Below are 16,049 nucleotides of genomic sequence, written 5' to 3' on the forward strand. Positions count from 1 at the left end.
TGTTATCGGTGCTTTCAGTCTGTACGGCTGGTCTGACGGGCACACATTGAATTGTTCTTTGTACATTGCAACGGTCCCCCATGGCATCGGCCACGGGTGTATCTGTACCTTTAAAAAGTGTAGTCCAGGATCATCTGTCCGCCACCGCCGCTGGCAACAGCTTAGTTCGCATCTTTCCTAGGCTAAGTCTGCGTCAGGGTCGCGAAAGGCCAAATCCAGATAGCGTTTATCCTCGCCGGGCAGCCGTTCATAAAAGTTGGCCAGTGCCAGTGCCGCGTCGACGATTTTCCACTTTCTGACACCACCTACCAGCGCTGCCACGCCGACAAACACGTCCAGCAATACTGTCAGCAAGTTGCAGGCAGTGCGAAAGCGTGCCACTGACAAATACAAATCTTTTTGCATTCCATTTATGGCAGATAGTGTGTGAGGCCCGTCGTCAATGAACACTGACACATCATAGTCACGATCACGAAAAACGGTGATCGCATCTGACTGATACATGACTGGCTGCATTACCCAGTGCACAGAGGTGGAAAACAGTTCTGTAATGCGAAAATAGTAAGTCAGTCCTTTAACCGCCAGTTGCTGTACAGCACGAATTATGCGCTGCACAAAGTGTGAAACTTTTCTGAATACGTTTTTTACTGACTGCCAGAACCACTTAGCCAGTCGCTTAACGCCATCAAGCACCATCTCGACAAGGCCACGTCCTTTTTGCCAGGCGCCGACATTTCGGTCGCGAGTACTTAGCCTTGTATACTCTTCGTTAATTCGCCTTATATGGGTCGTCTTATCCGGCATCGGGACCTGATCGATGATCGCCGCGCAGTGAATATTCTGCAATGCCATAGACGCCATGGTGAGGCGTCCCATTCGGATATTGTGTTTGATACTGGTAAGAAGCGGGTTGGTAATGGTGACTTTGAAGCCCGTCTTCACATTTTGCTCTTTCAGTGTGGTTGAAAGCTTTTTCGTATCCTGCCAGAACTGACGATACAGGCTCAACTCAGGGCCAATAATGTGCCTGGAGTTATGATTGCGACGTCGCCGCAGTGGCTCATTAAACGCCAGGCTAAAATCGTGCGCATCGATGGAGTCGCCGGGATCATACATGCCGTCTGAAGGGTCGTTATCCAGCGCCGACGCATAGCCCTGAAGCCACACTTCAATGCGGCTGTGAGCGACAAGCACACGCAGTGCCAGCTGCTTAATTTGCTGACGTGTAAGCGCGCCTGTAGGCAATGCGGTGTACGACTCCCAGCGCGGGTCAAGCCGGGTATGCTGCAACGTGCTGGCGATCTGACTGCGTCGTGCATTTAGGGTGCGGGTAAGGCCATCTATGTCGAACAGTGTTGCGGTAAGGTACTGATTGGTTGTGCCTGCAGCAGGGGGCATCCCCCATGTTTGCAACACTTTTCGCCACAGAATGAATCCATCCTGCAGTGTATCGCCCAGCTCATATTTACCCTGCTGATAGGTTCTCCCCTGTTCGAAAAAGCGCACATGGTTGCCGGGAATAAGGCCCGTGAACTGCATACGAACATAGATTGCCCGTTTCAGAAATGTGCTGGAGCGGCCGTGTTTATACCACAGTGACAGGTTGGTCGGCTCCTCAAAGGAAAACAGTTGCTGCATCGCTTTGAAGGTTTTTGACCCAATCCACTGATCGGTTTGCAGGCCGGCTTCCTGCTGTAGTAATTTTACCGAATGATTAAACTGCACAAGCCAGTCGCTTAGCGCCCTGGGGTTGCTGAAACCAGCGCGGGATAATGACTGGTATGTCGTAAAGTCATGGGATGAAAGGTACTGCAATAAATAAAGGCGACGACAGATCACCGGCCCGAGCGGACCGGTTACCAGTGTAGCGTTAGCATCATCCACCTGATTGAATGTACCAACCACGCCATGATCTATGGCCTTGTCGACGGCGTGATCATTTGCCTGATATTTTTTAAAAATGCTGTCAACGTCCATGGTGTCTGTCGCCGTAGGATGAGAAGAGCAGACAACGCTGCCATTGCAACAGAACGGGAAACACTGCGTCTGCCGCCAGTGAATGGTGCCTGGATATAGGTCGTCAAGTCACGGCTAGTCCCTACGACCACATCCCCTTTACCAGTGTTAGAAAGCCTTCGCGGGTCTCACGTCCAGCCTGAATAGCAGCGGTGTGGGCTTCCTCCAGCCCCTGATTGAATGCCTGATCCCGGTAAATAATGGCGTCGCCGTCAATTTTATGAATATTCATGGCTTCCAGCTTAAAGTTGGCCTGCTGAGCGGGAGCCAGCTCAGCATTGGTCAGCGCCGCCTGAAACAGCGTGTTCATATCCAGCGTATTGAGCGAAGGGTTAGCCTGACCGTCTTTTTGCGCGTTATCGAAAATGATTTTCAAATCGCCCGAGTAGGTAGTCACGGTCAGCGATGAAAAATCCACTATCGCGTTTTTTAACTCTGCCAGTGCATCAGATAGATTGCTCATCTTCGCCTCCCTGTATGTTGTTTGAATTTTGAGCAATTTTAAAATAGTTGGCATTTTTGTATCTGTCGAGAATTTTTATTGATGACAGGCAGTGACACGGGGGCTGGGTTTCAACAACTCAGTTGATGTGCTTAGGTTACGTTAACGACACTCTCAGCGTGTGTAAACGGCCATGCCTGCGGCTTTTGCGTCATTGATTTCAATAGCTTAGTTCAAGGGTCAGCCTTCAGAATTTTGACCTGGCTGCGCGGTTCTGATACTACTGATTAACATAACAATAATGACAAGGACGTACATGACACACACTAAGCTTGCTACCCTGCTCATCCCGACACTGCTCTCTACCGTCGCGTTTAACGCTTACTCCAGCCCCGAGGTATTAAATCATTACCCGGCCTGTGATTATGAAGTACTGAATACCACAAAGGCGAGCCAGCGGCTTAAATACCAAGGCTCCGACTCACGTCAGGCCCAGGTGGATAAAGAGTTTCAGGAACTGATGGGGCGGATAAAAAAAGAGGCAATCGCAGCCAATGCGCAAGGCATCGCGATTACGGATAAAGAAGTAGAACCCACCGGCCCCGATAACGCCACTATCAGGGTTGAGGTGGAGTTTATAGGCGCTTGTGATGCGCCTGCTGATGGCACAGGCGAGATCACCCCCTACAACGCCCGTGGTAAACGACAGCACTCATTCTCGATGGGCAGTTACTCGTTTGATTATTCCATCACGCTGGATCTCAATCAGGGTAAAGCGCAAATCGTAGAGACTGACTTAGGGGACAATGTCAAAGTGGGGCCTGAAATCGGTTTGTACGGCCTGAAGCTGGGGGCGAGCAAACAGCAGATGCTGGACAAGTTTGGTACGCCCACGCTGGAGTTTGCGTTGTCTGAAGATGCACAGCTGATCAGCTATGGTCGCGACCACTGGCTGGTTATTAAAAGTGGAAAACTTGCCAGGGTTACGTACGGTAAGTCACTATTTAGTCGTACGTTTATTAATTACCTTCCGTTTGACGAGCGTTTCGATGACCGCCAGTGGCAGATAACGCCTCAACTCAGCAAAGGAGCGAAAGTAGCAGCTGAGAAGCTGGATGAGTCTCCTGTCACGCTTACAAAACAAGGCGAGACAGTTCACGTTCATACTGATAGGTATCTTGCCAACAATCAGAAAAATGAAGTGGTAAAGGTAACCGGATTTACCTTAGAGGATGACAGCGAACCAGTAACCATGTCGGTCCCTGCTGCGTTGATGAATAACAAGGCTCTCAGCTTTCTGGCAGACACACTCAATAACGGTAATGTCCAAAGTATTGCGCTGGATGATGTGCCTTTCAGTAGCTTCGGGCGCTCACAGCCGGTACGCCGAGGACAGTATCACCTGTTCAGCGCAACGACATTGATTGAAACCGTCGGTAAAAACATCAGCAAGGTACATGTTAATCCCGGATATCTGGCAGCCGTTGAACCAGATGAAGCAGACTGGCAGTTCGGCGATTTCTACTTCGGCCAGTCAGAAGAAGACGCGCTTGCCGTAGCTGGCGACACTGCGTTTTACTTCGATAACATGCTGGAATACGAACGGGACAATTATACGGCTAAAATTTACTTAGAGCCGCATGAGGACAGTTACCGGGTACACAGCATGGAAATTTCGGTCTACTGACGAATAAGATCACAGCAGGCTTTGCCTATACAGAGCCTGCTACGCCCGAGCCAGTCCACTCATGCCGCCGCAATCTTAGGGCGGTATAGGACAGTCTGTGTGGTGCCTTTGCATATATGCATATATTTTCGTTTCACACCGATTCACAGGCAATTCCCTCAATAATCCCATCTCGCGCGACAAAAGGAAATAGATTGCTTAAGTTATGTTAAATAACCTGGAACGCCCGGATAAGGTCACGTAAGTTCTTGTATTTTTGTTTCTTTTATCTATAGTATTCGCGACTGAAGGAAACACAGCGTACATCCAGTTACGCTTTCATCAGAGACATGGATAGTTTTGTCTTCGTTAACTCATTGGTCGTGCCAGCGACTGTCGGGTTAATTGACCCCAAAGCACAACCTTCCAACCTTACCGGGCCACCGGTAACGCTCTGAATTACATTCCCAGTTGTTGAATGAAGAAACATCCATTGTATTGAAAAAGGAATTAACACATGAAGAAGCATGCTGTTTTGAGCGCCAGACGCTCGCTGATAGCGCTTGCACTGGCGTCAGTACTGACAGCCTGTGGTGGTAGTGACGACAACGACGTGACCACAACGCCACAACCTGAGCCGCAACCCTCAAATGAAGCCCCTGTCGCTGAAATTGTTGCTCCGGCCACATTATCAGAACGTGACTCAGCGGTGTTTGATGGCTCATCTTCTAGCGACACAGATGGCAGTATCGACAGCTATGACTGGAGTCTTGATGTCGGTGACTATGCTGGCGGCGCAATTACTATGACCCGCGACGGTGCAACCGCCGAGTTATTTGCCGGAGAAATAGCCGAATCTGTAACAGTGACAATTACGCTAAGCGTAACCGATGATGATGGCGAAACGACGGAGTCATCGGTCACTGTGACCATTGACGAAATTGATGCAGCACGCCTGCCTGCGATGCCTGCAACACCGGACAATACTGTCAACGGCGAAGATGCCGATGATGATGGTGTCCGCGACGATATCGAGATTGCGATTTACGAACGTTTTCCGCTTGATACCCATAAACGGGAGGTCAGCCGCAGAGCTGCGAGCGTCTATCAACAAATGCTTGAAGTGGGGTTAAACGGCAGCGACATCGAAGTCACAGACGTCGCCGAAGATGTGGTCAAAATGGTCAGATGCTACAACCTGGAAAATGCGTTCTCAGCCGAGGATGCGCGCAAGGAACGCAAGCTTCTGCGAGCGTTAATGCTAAATACTGAAGAGCGTCGTGCCGCGGCACAGGCATTCGATCAAAAAATGTCTGGCCGGGTGCAGCGATCGCTGCCTGTAACATCGAACTACTGTCGTTTAGAGCAAAATTAAGGAGCAGACCATGAAACGGATAATTCTACCTTTGGCTCTGTCCCTGGCAGCGCCACTGAACGCCTATGCCTCGCTAAATGGTTGTGTGGCCGAAGAGCAAACGGAAAAACGGACTATGTTTTATTATGCCAACGGTGTAGGGAACAGCTTTGCGGATGCGGTTGATTCCATGACAGCGCTGGAATCGGCGTATAAATACACTTTACCAGCTGAAGAAGAAACGTACACGTTTGGGGTGGCCTACAATAATACCCAGGGACTGCAAACGGACTTGATGCAGGTCATGGTACAGAAAATGACCGAGTATGGTATCGATGGTGATCCCTACCTGATGTATACACTCATCCTGGAAGATTTTGACGAATCGACAATTGAGCATTTCTTTGATGTGTTGTTAAGCGACAGTGAAATTCAGGCAATGCGCGATGCGATTCGAGAAACCATGGTCGATGCAATGCGCGATCTGGTCGCCGACCAGAATCTGCAAACCAATATTTATGAAAGTGATCTGCTTTCAGGACGCAGAGTGATGGTGGTGGCACATAGTCAGGGTAACCTGTATTCCAACTCTATTGTTAGTGCCGTTAAGGAACGTCAGCCGGAGCGAAGCAACAGTATTGGCTATTTCGGTGTGGCATCACCTGCCGGATCAGTCAATAACTACTCGGCATACGTGACGGTGCAGGATACTGCCTACGTGACCGCAGAAGATGACCGGGTGATTAACCCATTACGAGACTCATTCACGGTACTGCCTGCCAATATTGATAACGACCCCGGTATATTCGAAGGGCGGGATTGGATGAATCACGGGTTTCTGCAAAGTTATTTTGATTCAGAGCTTGATTCCCGGGCCCGGATTGATACAGGCGTTGGAGCGATGGCGGCAAATCTGACCTATCCTGCAACCACGGCAGGTGTTGGTGCACTTCGCGCCTCCCTGACGTGGGGAGAGCAACGCGATGTCGATCTGCATGCGTTTGAGCCTGACGGAACACATGTGTATTACCGGAACAAGCAGGGAAGCGACGGGTCGCTGGACGTAGACGATGTTACTAGTTTTGGGCCGGAAAACTATGTTGTACCTTGCGAGTCGATAAACCCTGGCGAATATACCATTGGCGTAAATTACTACGCAGGTAATGCGCCTGAAACCGCTTCTGTTTCGCTGTTTTTAGGAAATGGCCAGGTTTATGGTCCGCGAGAAACGTTACTCGAAAACAGTCGTGGCAGTAGTGGCAATGACAGCCCTGAGATAATGTTCACGATAACCGTGGCAGATGATGGCAACGGAAACGCTGTGTATACCGTGGAGTAAAAGAGAGGAAAATGGCCCGCTAGGCGGGCCATTTGAAATAAACAATATCTATTCTGCAGCTCAATTTATCAGCTTCGAAAGCATCATGAGGTACGGTGAAATGAGCAAGTCTTCCCTGAAAAGTCTGGTGCCAGCACCAACACCCAATACGACCTGAGAATCAGCTATCGGCAATGCCGCGAGTCAGGCTGGCCTGTTATCTAAGTGCTATCAACGTTAAGCTACCGCCTTTTTACTTTTTAATTTATGCAATTTTTAGCGGCGGAGACTTCATGACAACAGGTATTGGGGGCAAATCAGCAGAACAGGCGCTGGCCAGTCTGTCTGATATGACGGCAACGGCAGAGCCGATTCAGCCGGCGGAGTTTCAGGCGCGAATGGAAAAGGCCCAGCGGTTAATGCAAGCGCAGGGGATTGCCGCACTATACCTGAATGCGGGAACTAACCTGCAGTATTTTACCGGTATGGCGTGGTACCCCAGTGAGCGCATGGTTGGCGCAATTTTACCGGCGAAAGGGGAGGTGGTGTATATCGCCCCTACGTTTGAGATTGACTCGCTGAATGAACGCAAAGTCATGCCTGGCAACATGGCCGGCTGGCAGGAACATGAAAGTCCGTATGCGCGGGTCGCCGCCATAGTGGCGGATGTCGATACCGCCGGTGGCGACACGTTAGCCATTGACGAAGCTACTCCGTTTTTTGTGGTGGATGGTATACAGCAGGCGCTTGCAGATTTTGCGATCATCAATGGCGGCCCGCTGACCGCAGAGTGCCGGATGCACAAATCAGCGGCTGAAATTGCCCTTATTCAGCAGGCCATGGACATGACACTGGCCGTGCATAAGGCAACGGCAAGCATGTTACATGAAGGCATTACCACCACTGAGGTGGAAGCGTTTATTGATGCTGCGCATAAAAAGGTAGGGGCGACCGGCAGCTTTTTCTGCATCGTGCTGTTCGGCAAGGCAACGTCGTATCCGCACGGGGTAAAAGATCCGCAGCGCCTGAAACAAAACGATATGGTGCTGATTGATACCGGCTGTCGTTTGCATGGGTACCTGTCGGATATAACCCGAACCTACTGTTTTGGCGAGGCAAGCCCAAAGCAGCAGGCCATGTGGGAAAGTGAAAAACAGGCGCAGCTGGCCGCATTTAATGCAGCCAGACCTGGCGTGACTTGTGGTGACGTTGATGCCGCCGCGCGAGAACGCCTTGAAGCGGACGGACTGGGGCCAGACTACCGGCTGCCGGGGCTGCCACACCGCACAGGCCACGGTATTGGGATGGATATTCACGAATGGCCCTACCTGGTCAAAGATAATCCCAAAGCGCTGGCAGAGGGTATGTGCTTCAGTAATGAGCCGATGATCGTGGTGCCGGACGAGTTTGGTATACGCCTTGAAGATCATTTCTACGTCACCGCAGACGGCGCAAAATGGTTTACTGAGCCGAGTCATTCACTGGACGCGCCGTTTGGTTAAGGCTGCGTATGGCTAAGGTCTGTCTGGCAAGGCGGTAATCCTGTATACTTGATGCACCTTTACCAGCCTGCCAACGGGCTTTTTTAACGCTGTGAAACTGACGGGTTGATATGACTACCGACGCACCCAAGCGATTAAACAAATACCTAAGCGATACCGGCGCTTGCTCCCGCCGTGAGGCGGATAAACTTATTGAGCAGCAGCGCGTTACCATTAACGGTAAGCTGCCTGAGCTTGGCACCAAAGTGCAACCGGGTGACACCGTAAAGCTGGACGGCAAAACCGTTGGCAGTGTTGCCAAAGATAAGTCTGATCGTATTTACATTGTCTATCATAAACCGGTTGGCATTACCTGTACGACCGAGCGGCATGTGAAGGGCAATATCATTGATGCCGTGGGTCACAAGCAGCGTATTTTTCCAATCGGCAGGCTGGATAAGCCGTCAGAGGGCCTGATTTTACTGACCAGTGACGGCGATATCGTGAACAAAGTACTGCGTGCCGAAAATGCCCACGATAAAGAGTACATTGTTACCGTAAATCAGCCGGTGAGTGAGCGTTTTTTGAAGAAAATGGCCCGCGGAGTGCCCATTCTGGGTACCGTGACCAAGCCGTGTCAGGTCAGCGCACGTGGCCGCTTTCAGTTCAGTATTATTCTTACCCAGGGACTGAACCGCCAGATCCGCCGTATGTGTGAATTCTTAGGGTATGAAGTGACCAAATTGAAGCGTACCCGCATTATGCATATTCAGCTTGGTAAACTGCGGCCAGGGGAATGGCGTAACCTGACTAAACAGGAACTGACGCAGTTAAATAACGCCGTTAAACACTCAAAAAAAACGGCTTAACGAACAGACAGCTGGTAGGCACAAATTCCAACCGAACTGGCCAGGTTGAGCGAATCGATGGTGCCACTGCCGGCAATGGTAAACGCCTGCGCGTTAGACGCTGACACTTTATCCAGCGGCACGCCACGCGCTTCATTGCCAAACAGGTAGCAGTCGTAGTTGGCAAAAGCTGGTGTGGTAATGGCTTCGCCCTGCAAATCCAGGTAAGCAAATTTATCAAAGCGCTGCGGCAGGGTTTTAAGTGCGCAGTCGGTCTCGATGGGCAGGTGAAATATGGCCCCCATGCTGGCGCGCACTACCTTTGAGTTAAACGGATCAACGCTGTTAGGGCTTAGCAGCAACTGAAACCCTCCAAACCAGGCCAGTGTGCGGATGATGGTGCCTAAATTACCGGGGTCCTGTACTTCATGCAGATAGATACAGCGCGCGTTGTGCGCTACACCAGTTTGGCGCGTGCTGTGTGTGGGTAAGGGCACACAGGCGACGACACCTTGCGGTGTTTTGGTATCACTTAGCCTGGCCATTTGCTTATCGCTGACCATTTTTACATCAAAGTCAGACGCAAATTCGCGCGCCCAGTCCTGTCGTGCCTCGGTGATATACAGAGTGATACGCTGTGCATCGGCTGAATGCGTCAGGGCTTTATGCAGCTCAATGATGAGGTGCTCACCTTCCACCAGATAGTGGCCAAATTCCACGCGGTATTTCTTCTGATGCAGCTTTTTAACATCATCTAGCTTCATGATTGCGAGCCTGCTATGGGAGAGGAGTTTTGCAATTTAAGCCGGCAAGTTTACAATATCCGCCCCTTTTGCGATACCGGAGCAGGCGAACTTCATGGCGCGATCAAAAACCAGTAAAAAGTGGATGGACGAGCACGTCAACGATCCCTATGTTAAAAAAGCGCAGATGGATGGATATCGCTCCCGCGCCAGTTATAAGCTGATTGAAATTAACGAAAAAGACGGGCTTTTCCGCCCCGGCAGTGTGGTGGTGGATCTGGGCTCTGCGCCCGGTGGCTGGTCACAGATTGTGGCTCCCGTGGTGGGCGATGCCGGGCGCGTGATCGCCTCAGACATCCTGCCTATGGATGCTATAAACGGCGTAACCTTTATACAGGGCGACTTTACCGAAGAATCGGTGTATGAAGACATTTTGCAGGCGCTGGACGGCGGACAGGCCGATACGGTTGTCTCGGACATGGCCCCTAATTTAAGTGGCGTGAAAAATACCGACCAGTATGCCGCCATGTATCTGGTCGAGCTGGCCCTGGATATGGCGCGCAACGTGTTAAAGCCCGGCGGCAGCTTTTGTGCAAAGGTGTTTCAGGGCGTGGGGTACGAAGAATACGTGAAAGATGTTCGCCGCTCGTTCAACAAAGTGATTGTGCGTAAACCCGCCGCCTCCAGACCACGCTCCCGCGAGGTCTATCTGGTAGGAAAAGGGTTTAAAGGCTAAAAACCGGCGGGGCGCAATGATCCCGGCGATGCACCGGCTTTGCTCCCCCGCAACATATTTCCATGTCCAACGCCGCTGCTGATCATTTGCTGATATGCGGTCAGGCCCGGCAACACACCAATGACGTTTATCTGCGGCCCTGTTTCATCCGTTTGCTTTGTGCCTGACGTTTTTCGGTGCGCTTTTCTTTGCGGGCGGCTTTGTCGGGCGTTAACGAGCCTTCTTTAAAGCGCTGTTTGCGCTTGGCTTTTGCTGCCGCTTTTCTCTCTGCCTCGGCGGCCATTTCTGCTTTTTCACTTGCAATCATAGCCGGTGTTTCAAGGCTTACCCGGCCAAGTTTGCCGGACTGCAGTTCACTTAGCAGTACTTCGCAGATTTTATGCAGATTAACCCGACCGCCGCTCATAATGGCGCCGCGACGTTTGGCAGCGGCTTCCAGAAATTCCAGCTCGGTGTCGGGTAAGTCGTCTAGTTTAAAGCGCGCCTTCATCGCCTCCGGGTAGGCCTTAATCAGATAATCCGCGGCAAAGAAGCCCACATCATCAAACTCCATGGCGGTATTTTTCACCGCGCCCGACGCAGCCAGACGATAAATCGAGTTTGGGTTTTCAATTTTTGGCCAGAGTACGCCAGGCGTGTCGTACAGAACAATGCCACTGCCAAGGTTAATACGCTGCTGGCCTTTAGTGACGGCAGGCTCGTTGCCGGTTTTGGCAATGATCCTGTCGGCCAGAATATTAATGAGGGTAGACTTGCCAACATTGGGAATGCCGGTGATCATGGCATTGACCGACTTCACCGAAGCATTTTTATCGGCGCAGTGCTCACGGAGCAGACTTAGGATTTGTTTACTTTCAGCGGGTTTGTCGCTGGTGTTGGTAATGGTAAACACGCCGCGCTGGCTTTCCAGTTCCTCCTGCCATTGCCGGGTAATGTCGGGATCAGCCAGGTCAAACTTGTTGAGAATTTTCAGGCAGGGCTTATCACCACGGATCTTTGCAATCTCAGGGTTCTCACTGGAGTAGGGGATGCGCGCATCCAGCACTTCAATCAGAATGTCTACCTGGTTTAAGGACTCTTTTATTTCTTTCAGGGCCTTATGCATATGCCCCGGAAACCACTGTAATGCCACGTTGGTTTTCCTCAACAACTTCACTTTTGAGTATTGTACGTTACTCATGCGGGATATGTGCAAAGAATTGAAAGTAGGTTTCGGGGGAAGTCAGAAGGCGACATTCACCGCTTTACTGGAGCATCGTATGTAGATATGGCTGGTTTTGGTGTAGTACAGGTAAAAGTCCTGGAGTGACGCCAGGACTTTTCGGTCTTTTTGAAGGTGCGGTAAAACTTAGCTGTCTGACTTATCTTTTTGCCCAATCAAGACACCCAGCCCCAGACTTAATAACACCAAAAGCGCAGTCAGATATCGCTCAGGGCTTGCCGGTGTCAGCCCGACAAACTGTAAAAACACCAATGAAAATGCTATCAGAACGATAAGTCGGGTGATATCAGAGAACGATAAGCGAATGTTCATACCTGCTCCCCACGTAAAAAATCACTACTTGTTGAACAAGTCATAAATCCAGACCCCAAGTTTTGAGCCAACGGAGCCCAGATTGAAGGCAGTGCCAAGGCTATAGCCCGCATAGCCAGCGCCTATTATCAATCCACCTGCTACGGTGGCGTTGCCGATCGTTAGCATACTGGCTCCACTCACTGCCGCGCCTGTGCCACCGGCAAACGATCCCATTGCGATGGCTTCGCCAAAAGAAATGTCGCCGCCGCTCACCCAGTCGGCCTCTTTAACTGATAAATTTTCCATGTGATTAATTCCCTGTGTGTTTATGGCAATAATGCCAATTCAATTAAAGGACATAACTTGCGCGTTTGTAACTGATCAGTAGCACGGTTTTTAATGTGCCTGGGAGGAACCCGAGATCGCTTTTAAACAAATAAAGAACGCGTATATTTCCTGTCAGTTAGTACTTGCTATCAGCGGCTTCATTTTTATGGCTTGCGCTCACTGTGTTCTCGAAATTTTTTAGTGTTGGCAGAAGTATTTTTTCAAAATAGCAACACGGTCACATTGCCCCCCCAGGGAGCGGGAGGGGGCTCAACTGACTGACGTAAGTCAAAATCTACCCGAAACTCTCTGCCTTCCCGAACCAGCTGGTAGCTGAAGTGCTCTGGATAGATGAAAATTTTCCATATGTTATTGATGGATTGCGGCAAACCTTTTACAGCAAACATCCATTGCGTATAACTGTCTGCGGGAAACGATTGCACTTGCGCATAACCCGCTTCGTGATTCAGGCCGCCATACATGGTCACCTCGCTGAAACAAACGACTTAAAGCTGACACATGAAATTTGTTGTTAATTTTTTGTTGATCAATCTTTTCGGAACTAGTATAACGTAAAAAGACAACGTTGTTTATTTGAAAAGATTACACCACTTCAACTATCGGGACGCGATATGAAAGACTACAAATTGCATCCATTAGCAAGTCAGTTAAGAGCGGTTATAAAACCAGCTCCTCTGGCACTGATGCTGATGGCAACGTCGTTACAGGCGCAGGAGACTGAGTCTGACGCAGAACAGGCGGAAACGCCGAAAGAAGTAGAAGTAATAGAAATTTCCTACGGTTATAGCGCAGTCGAGAAAACAGATCTGACAGGCGCAATAGCCACAGTCGACATTGAAGATGTTATAGATCTTCCTGCTGGCAACATAATGCAAAATTTGCAGGGAAGGGTGCCTGGTCTTCAGATTACCACCACAGGTAATCCTAGCTCGACGGCGACGGTAAGAATTCGGGGACAGGGACTGGGTCCTCTCGGAAATAATGATCCGCTGTACATCATCGACGGCATTCCTACAAAGTCTGGTTTACACGAAATTAACAGTAACGACATTGCAGATGTACAGGTATTGCGTGACGCGGCAGCGGCAAGTATTTACGGTGCCCGCTCGGGAAATGGTGTAATTGTTGTCACTACAAAGAAAGGCCACGACGGACTGGACTTCAACTTCCGTTTTAATCAGAGCATCGAAGAGTACGACTACGACCTGCAGCCTCTGAACACCCTGGAACGTGGTGCAGTAGTATGGCGAGCGGCTGTCAATGATGGCTCAAATCCAAACTCTGCAAGCCCGCTTTATACCTTCGACTGGAATCAGGATTATGAAAACCCGGAATTAAATTCGGTCGTGTTGCCTACTTATACTGATCCTGAAGGCGTTCAGCGTCCGGCTGATACAAGATGGTTTGATGAAGTTACAAGAACGTCAAAAGTATCGGACATGAATTTTTCCGTGGCAGGTGGCAATGACGTTTCCAATTTCTACACCTCGTTGGGCTATTTTGAAGCCGAAGGGATTGTTGATGGCTCCAGGTTTGAGCGACTGGCTTTCAGGTTCAATTCCGAACATGAGGTTGTGGAAGATAAAATCAAAGTCGGTCAGACATTTCTGATTACCGATCAGAAAGCTAACCTTATCAATGATTTGGCCGGGCAGATCCTGGGATTATCAATTGAGCAGCAGTCCATTGTTCCCGTTTACAATGATGTGGGCGGTTGGGGTGGGCCAGTCCCGGGAATTACTGACAGAGACAACCCGGTTCGAATCATCGAGCAGAATCGTGATAACGGCCATACCTACAACAAAGTAATGGCGAATTTTTTTGTCGAGTACTCGCCAATCGAAAACTTAACGCTTAGAGGAAATGTAGGCGTTGACTACAGTCAGTTTTATTTCCGTAACTTTACTCGCGCATTTACTGCGGGCTCATTAAGTGGCGGAGATCGTTTAACGGTAGAAGATAACTGGAATCAAAGCATCATTACTGGCGCGACAGCCACTTACAAACTGGTATTAGATGACCTGCACAAGTTCAACTTTCTCGCTGGTGTCGAGCAAATTAACTATGAGCGTGAATTATCGCGAGGTATAGGTTCTGGCTTCGCATCTGATGATCGTTCATTTGCCTATCTTTCTCAGGCGACGTCAGATGTACGAGTTGAAGGTGAAGGTGAAACCTGGTCTCTAGACTCACAATTTGCTCGCGTAGATTACAATTACGATAATCGTTACCTCGCATCATTTACAATTCGCCGTGATGGCTCTTCGCGGTTCGGTGACGCAAATGAGTACGGTAACTTTCCTGCTGCTTCCCTTGGGTGGGTAGTTAGTAATGAAGACTTTTTTGATATTGACTTCATAAATACGTTAAAGCTGAGAGGGAGCTGGGGTGAAACCGGTAATCAGGAGATACCAACCAACGCGACAGTCACCACCTACATTCCGCGCTATGCGACACAGTCACTTTTTACAAATCAGCAAGATGAAGGCACAGCATACGACATAAGTGGTTCTAACGGCGGCACATTGCCGTCGGGCTTTGTAAGATCGCAAAGCGGTAATCCTGATCTAAAGTGGGAAACATCGACACAGGTAAACGTGGGCGTTGACTTTGAACTGTTTGATAGAACGATTTACGGAAGTTTTGACTGGTTTGAAAAGGAAACACGCGACATTCTTACACTCACTCAACCTATTGCGACGCTTGGTGAAGGGGCGCAGAAATGGGTCAATGGCGGCACCATTGAAAATGCCGGTGTAGAGCTGGTTCTTGGATACGAGAAGTGGGTTGATACAGGATTACTGGAAGATGAGCTGCTTGTAGATATTAACTTCAACGTGTCTTCTGCCGAAAATACCGTCACCGCGCTGCCCGAAGATGTAGTGAATTCCTTTGGCGGTAATGGTCAGGACAAAACGATTCTGGGCCGCTCAATAAACTCGGTCTATGGATATGTGGCTGATGGTATTTTCCGAAGTCAGGAGGAAGTTGACGCACATGCCACACAATCGGGCGCCGCACCAGGACGGATCCGTTGGCAGGACCTGGATGGAAATGGTGTTATTGATGAAAGAGATCAAGACTTCTTTGCCGACACAGATCCTGACTTTATCTACGGTATGAACTTCACGTTCAAATACAAAAACTGGGACTTCAACATGTTCTGGCAGGGCGTGAAAGGTGGACAAATCCGGAATAACTGGCGTTTGTTCACTGATTTCACTTCTTTAAACATCGGCTCAAACTATGGTGCCCGAACACTTGATGCATGGACACCTCAGAATACAGATAGCGATGTGCCTGCACTCACTCTGATCGATAACAATGGTGAAGGCCGCCAGTCAAGCTTCTTCTGGGAAGAGGGCACGTATCTTAAATTACGCAATATAAGTGTTGGCTACACCCCAACGCTGGACTTCATTGAACGCTTTGGACTCTCTGACGCTCGTGTCTACCTGCAAGCGCAGAATCTACTGACTATCACGCCAGACGGCACACTAAGCGAAGATCCGGAAACCCCCAACGAAGTCTTTCCTGTACCTCGCCGAATTACTCTCGGGCTGGAAGTTTCTTTTTAAGCG

At 49.8% G+C, this 16,049-nt stretch carries 13 protein-coding genes and 1 pseudogene; 7 read left to right on the forward strand and 7 right to left on the reverse strand.

The genetic code is table 11. The annotated features are described in order from the left end of the window. Positions 1 to 177: 177 nt before the first annotated feature. Both IE054_RS06890 and IE054_RS06895 read right to left on the reverse strand, forming a co-directional pair. On the reverse strand, positions 178 to 1,977 hold the full coding sequence (locus tag IE054_RS06890) for a hypothetical protein (RefSeq protein WP_189404654.1): 1,800 nt from the start codon (positions 1,975 to 1,977) through the stop codon (positions 178 to 180). Between the two features lie 121 nt (positions 1,978 to 2,098). Further along, entirely contained in the window at positions 2,099 to 2,479 is a 381-nt protein-coding gene (locus IE054_RS06895; RefSeq protein WP_189404656.1) for a hypothetical protein, read from the reverse strand. Between the two features lie 295 nt (positions 2,480 to 2,774). On the opposite strand from IE054_RS06895, the gene IE054_RS06900 reads away from it, so the two are divergent. From IE054_RS06900 to rluF, 5 genes are all read left to right on the forward strand, one after another. Continuing rightward, a complete protein-coding gene (locus IE054_RS06900) occupies positions 2,775 to 4,145 on the forward strand; it encodes a hypothetical protein (protein WP_189404658.1) in 1,371 nt (456 codons plus the stop codon). 496 nt (positions 4,146 to 4,641) lie between these two features. Beyond that, positions 4,642 to 5,499 (forward strand): PKD domain-containing protein, encoded by an 858-nt coding sequence (locus IE054_RS06905; RefSeq protein WP_189404660.1) that lies wholly within the window; start codon positions 4,642 to 4,644, stop codon positions 5,497 to 5,499. A 10-nt stretch (positions 5,500 to 5,509) separates the two neighbouring features. Continuing rightward, positions 5,510 to 6,817: a YfaP family protein gene (locus tag IE054_RS06910; RefSeq protein WP_189404662.1), complete on the forward strand. Its 1,308-nt coding sequence runs from the start codon at positions 5,510 to 5,512 to the stop codon at positions 6,815 to 6,817. A 272-nt stretch (positions 6,818 to 7,089) separates the two neighbouring features. Then, positions 7,090 to 8,298 carry a M24 family metallopeptidase gene (locus IE054_RS06915; protein ID WP_189404663.1) on the forward strand — a complete coding sequence of 403 codons (1,209 nt, stop codon included), beginning with the start codon at positions 7,090 to 7,092 and terminating at the stop codon, positions 8,296 to 8,298. A gap of 110 nt (positions 8,299 to 8,408) precedes the next feature. After that, complete coding sequence (rluF, locus tag IE054_RS06920) at positions 8,409 to 9,146, forward strand: 23S rRNA pseudouridine(2604) synthase RluF (RefSeq protein ID WP_189404665.1); 738 nt, start codon at positions 8,409 to 8,411, stop codon at positions 9,144 to 9,146. Here rluF and IE054_RS06925 read toward each other — a convergent pair. Then, positions 9,143 to 9,889 (reverse strand): TrmH family RNA methyltransferase, encoded by a 747-nt coding sequence (locus IE054_RS06925; RefSeq protein ID WP_189404667.1) that lies wholly within the window; start codon positions 9,887 to 9,889, stop codon positions 9,143 to 9,145. The two genes, rluF and IE054_RS06925, sit on opposite strands and share 4 nt — an antisense overlap. Before the next feature lie 94 nt (positions 9,890 to 9,983). Between IE054_RS06925 and rlmE the strand changes: the two genes are divergently transcribed. Further along, entirely contained in the window at positions 9,984 to 10,604 is a 621-nt protein-coding gene (rlmE, locus tag IE054_RS06930; RefSeq protein ID WP_189404669.1) for a 23S rRNA (uridine(2552)-2'-O)-methyltransferase RlmE, read from the forward strand. A gap of 127 nt (positions 10,605 to 10,731) precedes the next feature. Here rlmE and ylqF read toward each other — a convergent pair whose 3' ends face one another. The 4 genes and pseudogenes from ylqF to IE054_RS06950 form a co-directional block, all read right to left on the reverse strand. After that, a complete protein-coding gene (gene ylqF, locus IE054_RS06935; protein WP_189404671.1) occupies positions 10,732 to 11,736 on the reverse strand; it encodes a ribosome biogenesis GTPase YlqF in 1,005 nt (334 codons plus the stop codon). Positions 11,737 to 11,952: 216 nt separating this feature from the next. Continuing rightward, complete coding sequence (locus IE054_RS06940; protein WP_189404673.1) at positions 11,953 to 12,138, reverse strand: hypothetical protein; 186 nt, start codon at positions 12,136 to 12,138, stop codon at positions 11,953 to 11,955. A gap of 24 nt (positions 12,139 to 12,162) precedes the next feature. Then, positions 12,163 to 12,426: a hypothetical protein gene (locus IE054_RS06945; protein ID WP_189404675.1), complete on the reverse strand. Its 264-nt coding sequence runs from the start codon at positions 12,424 to 12,426 to the stop codon at positions 12,163 to 12,165. A gap of 242 nt (positions 12,427 to 12,668) precedes the next feature. Continuing rightward, positions 12,669 to 12,935, reverse strand: a pseudogene (locus tag IE054_RS06950) (hypothetical protein); the annotation flags it as partial. A gap of 144 nt (positions 12,936 to 13,079) precedes the next feature. Between IE054_RS06950 and IE054_RS06955 the strand changes: the two are divergent. Further along, positions 13,080 to 16,046, forward strand: coding sequence for a SusC/RagA family TonB-linked outer membrane protein (locus tag IE054_RS06955; protein WP_189404680.1), 2,967 nt, complete (start codon positions 13,080 to 13,082; stop codon positions 16,044 to 16,046). The last annotated feature ends 3 nt before the right edge of the window (positions 16,047 to 16,049 follow it).

It is taken from the genome of Alteromonas halophila (assembly GCF_014651815.1).
Classification (GTDB): domain Bacteria; phylum Pseudomonadota; class Gammaproteobacteria; order Enterobacterales; family Alteromonadaceae; genus Alteromonas; species Alteromonas halophila.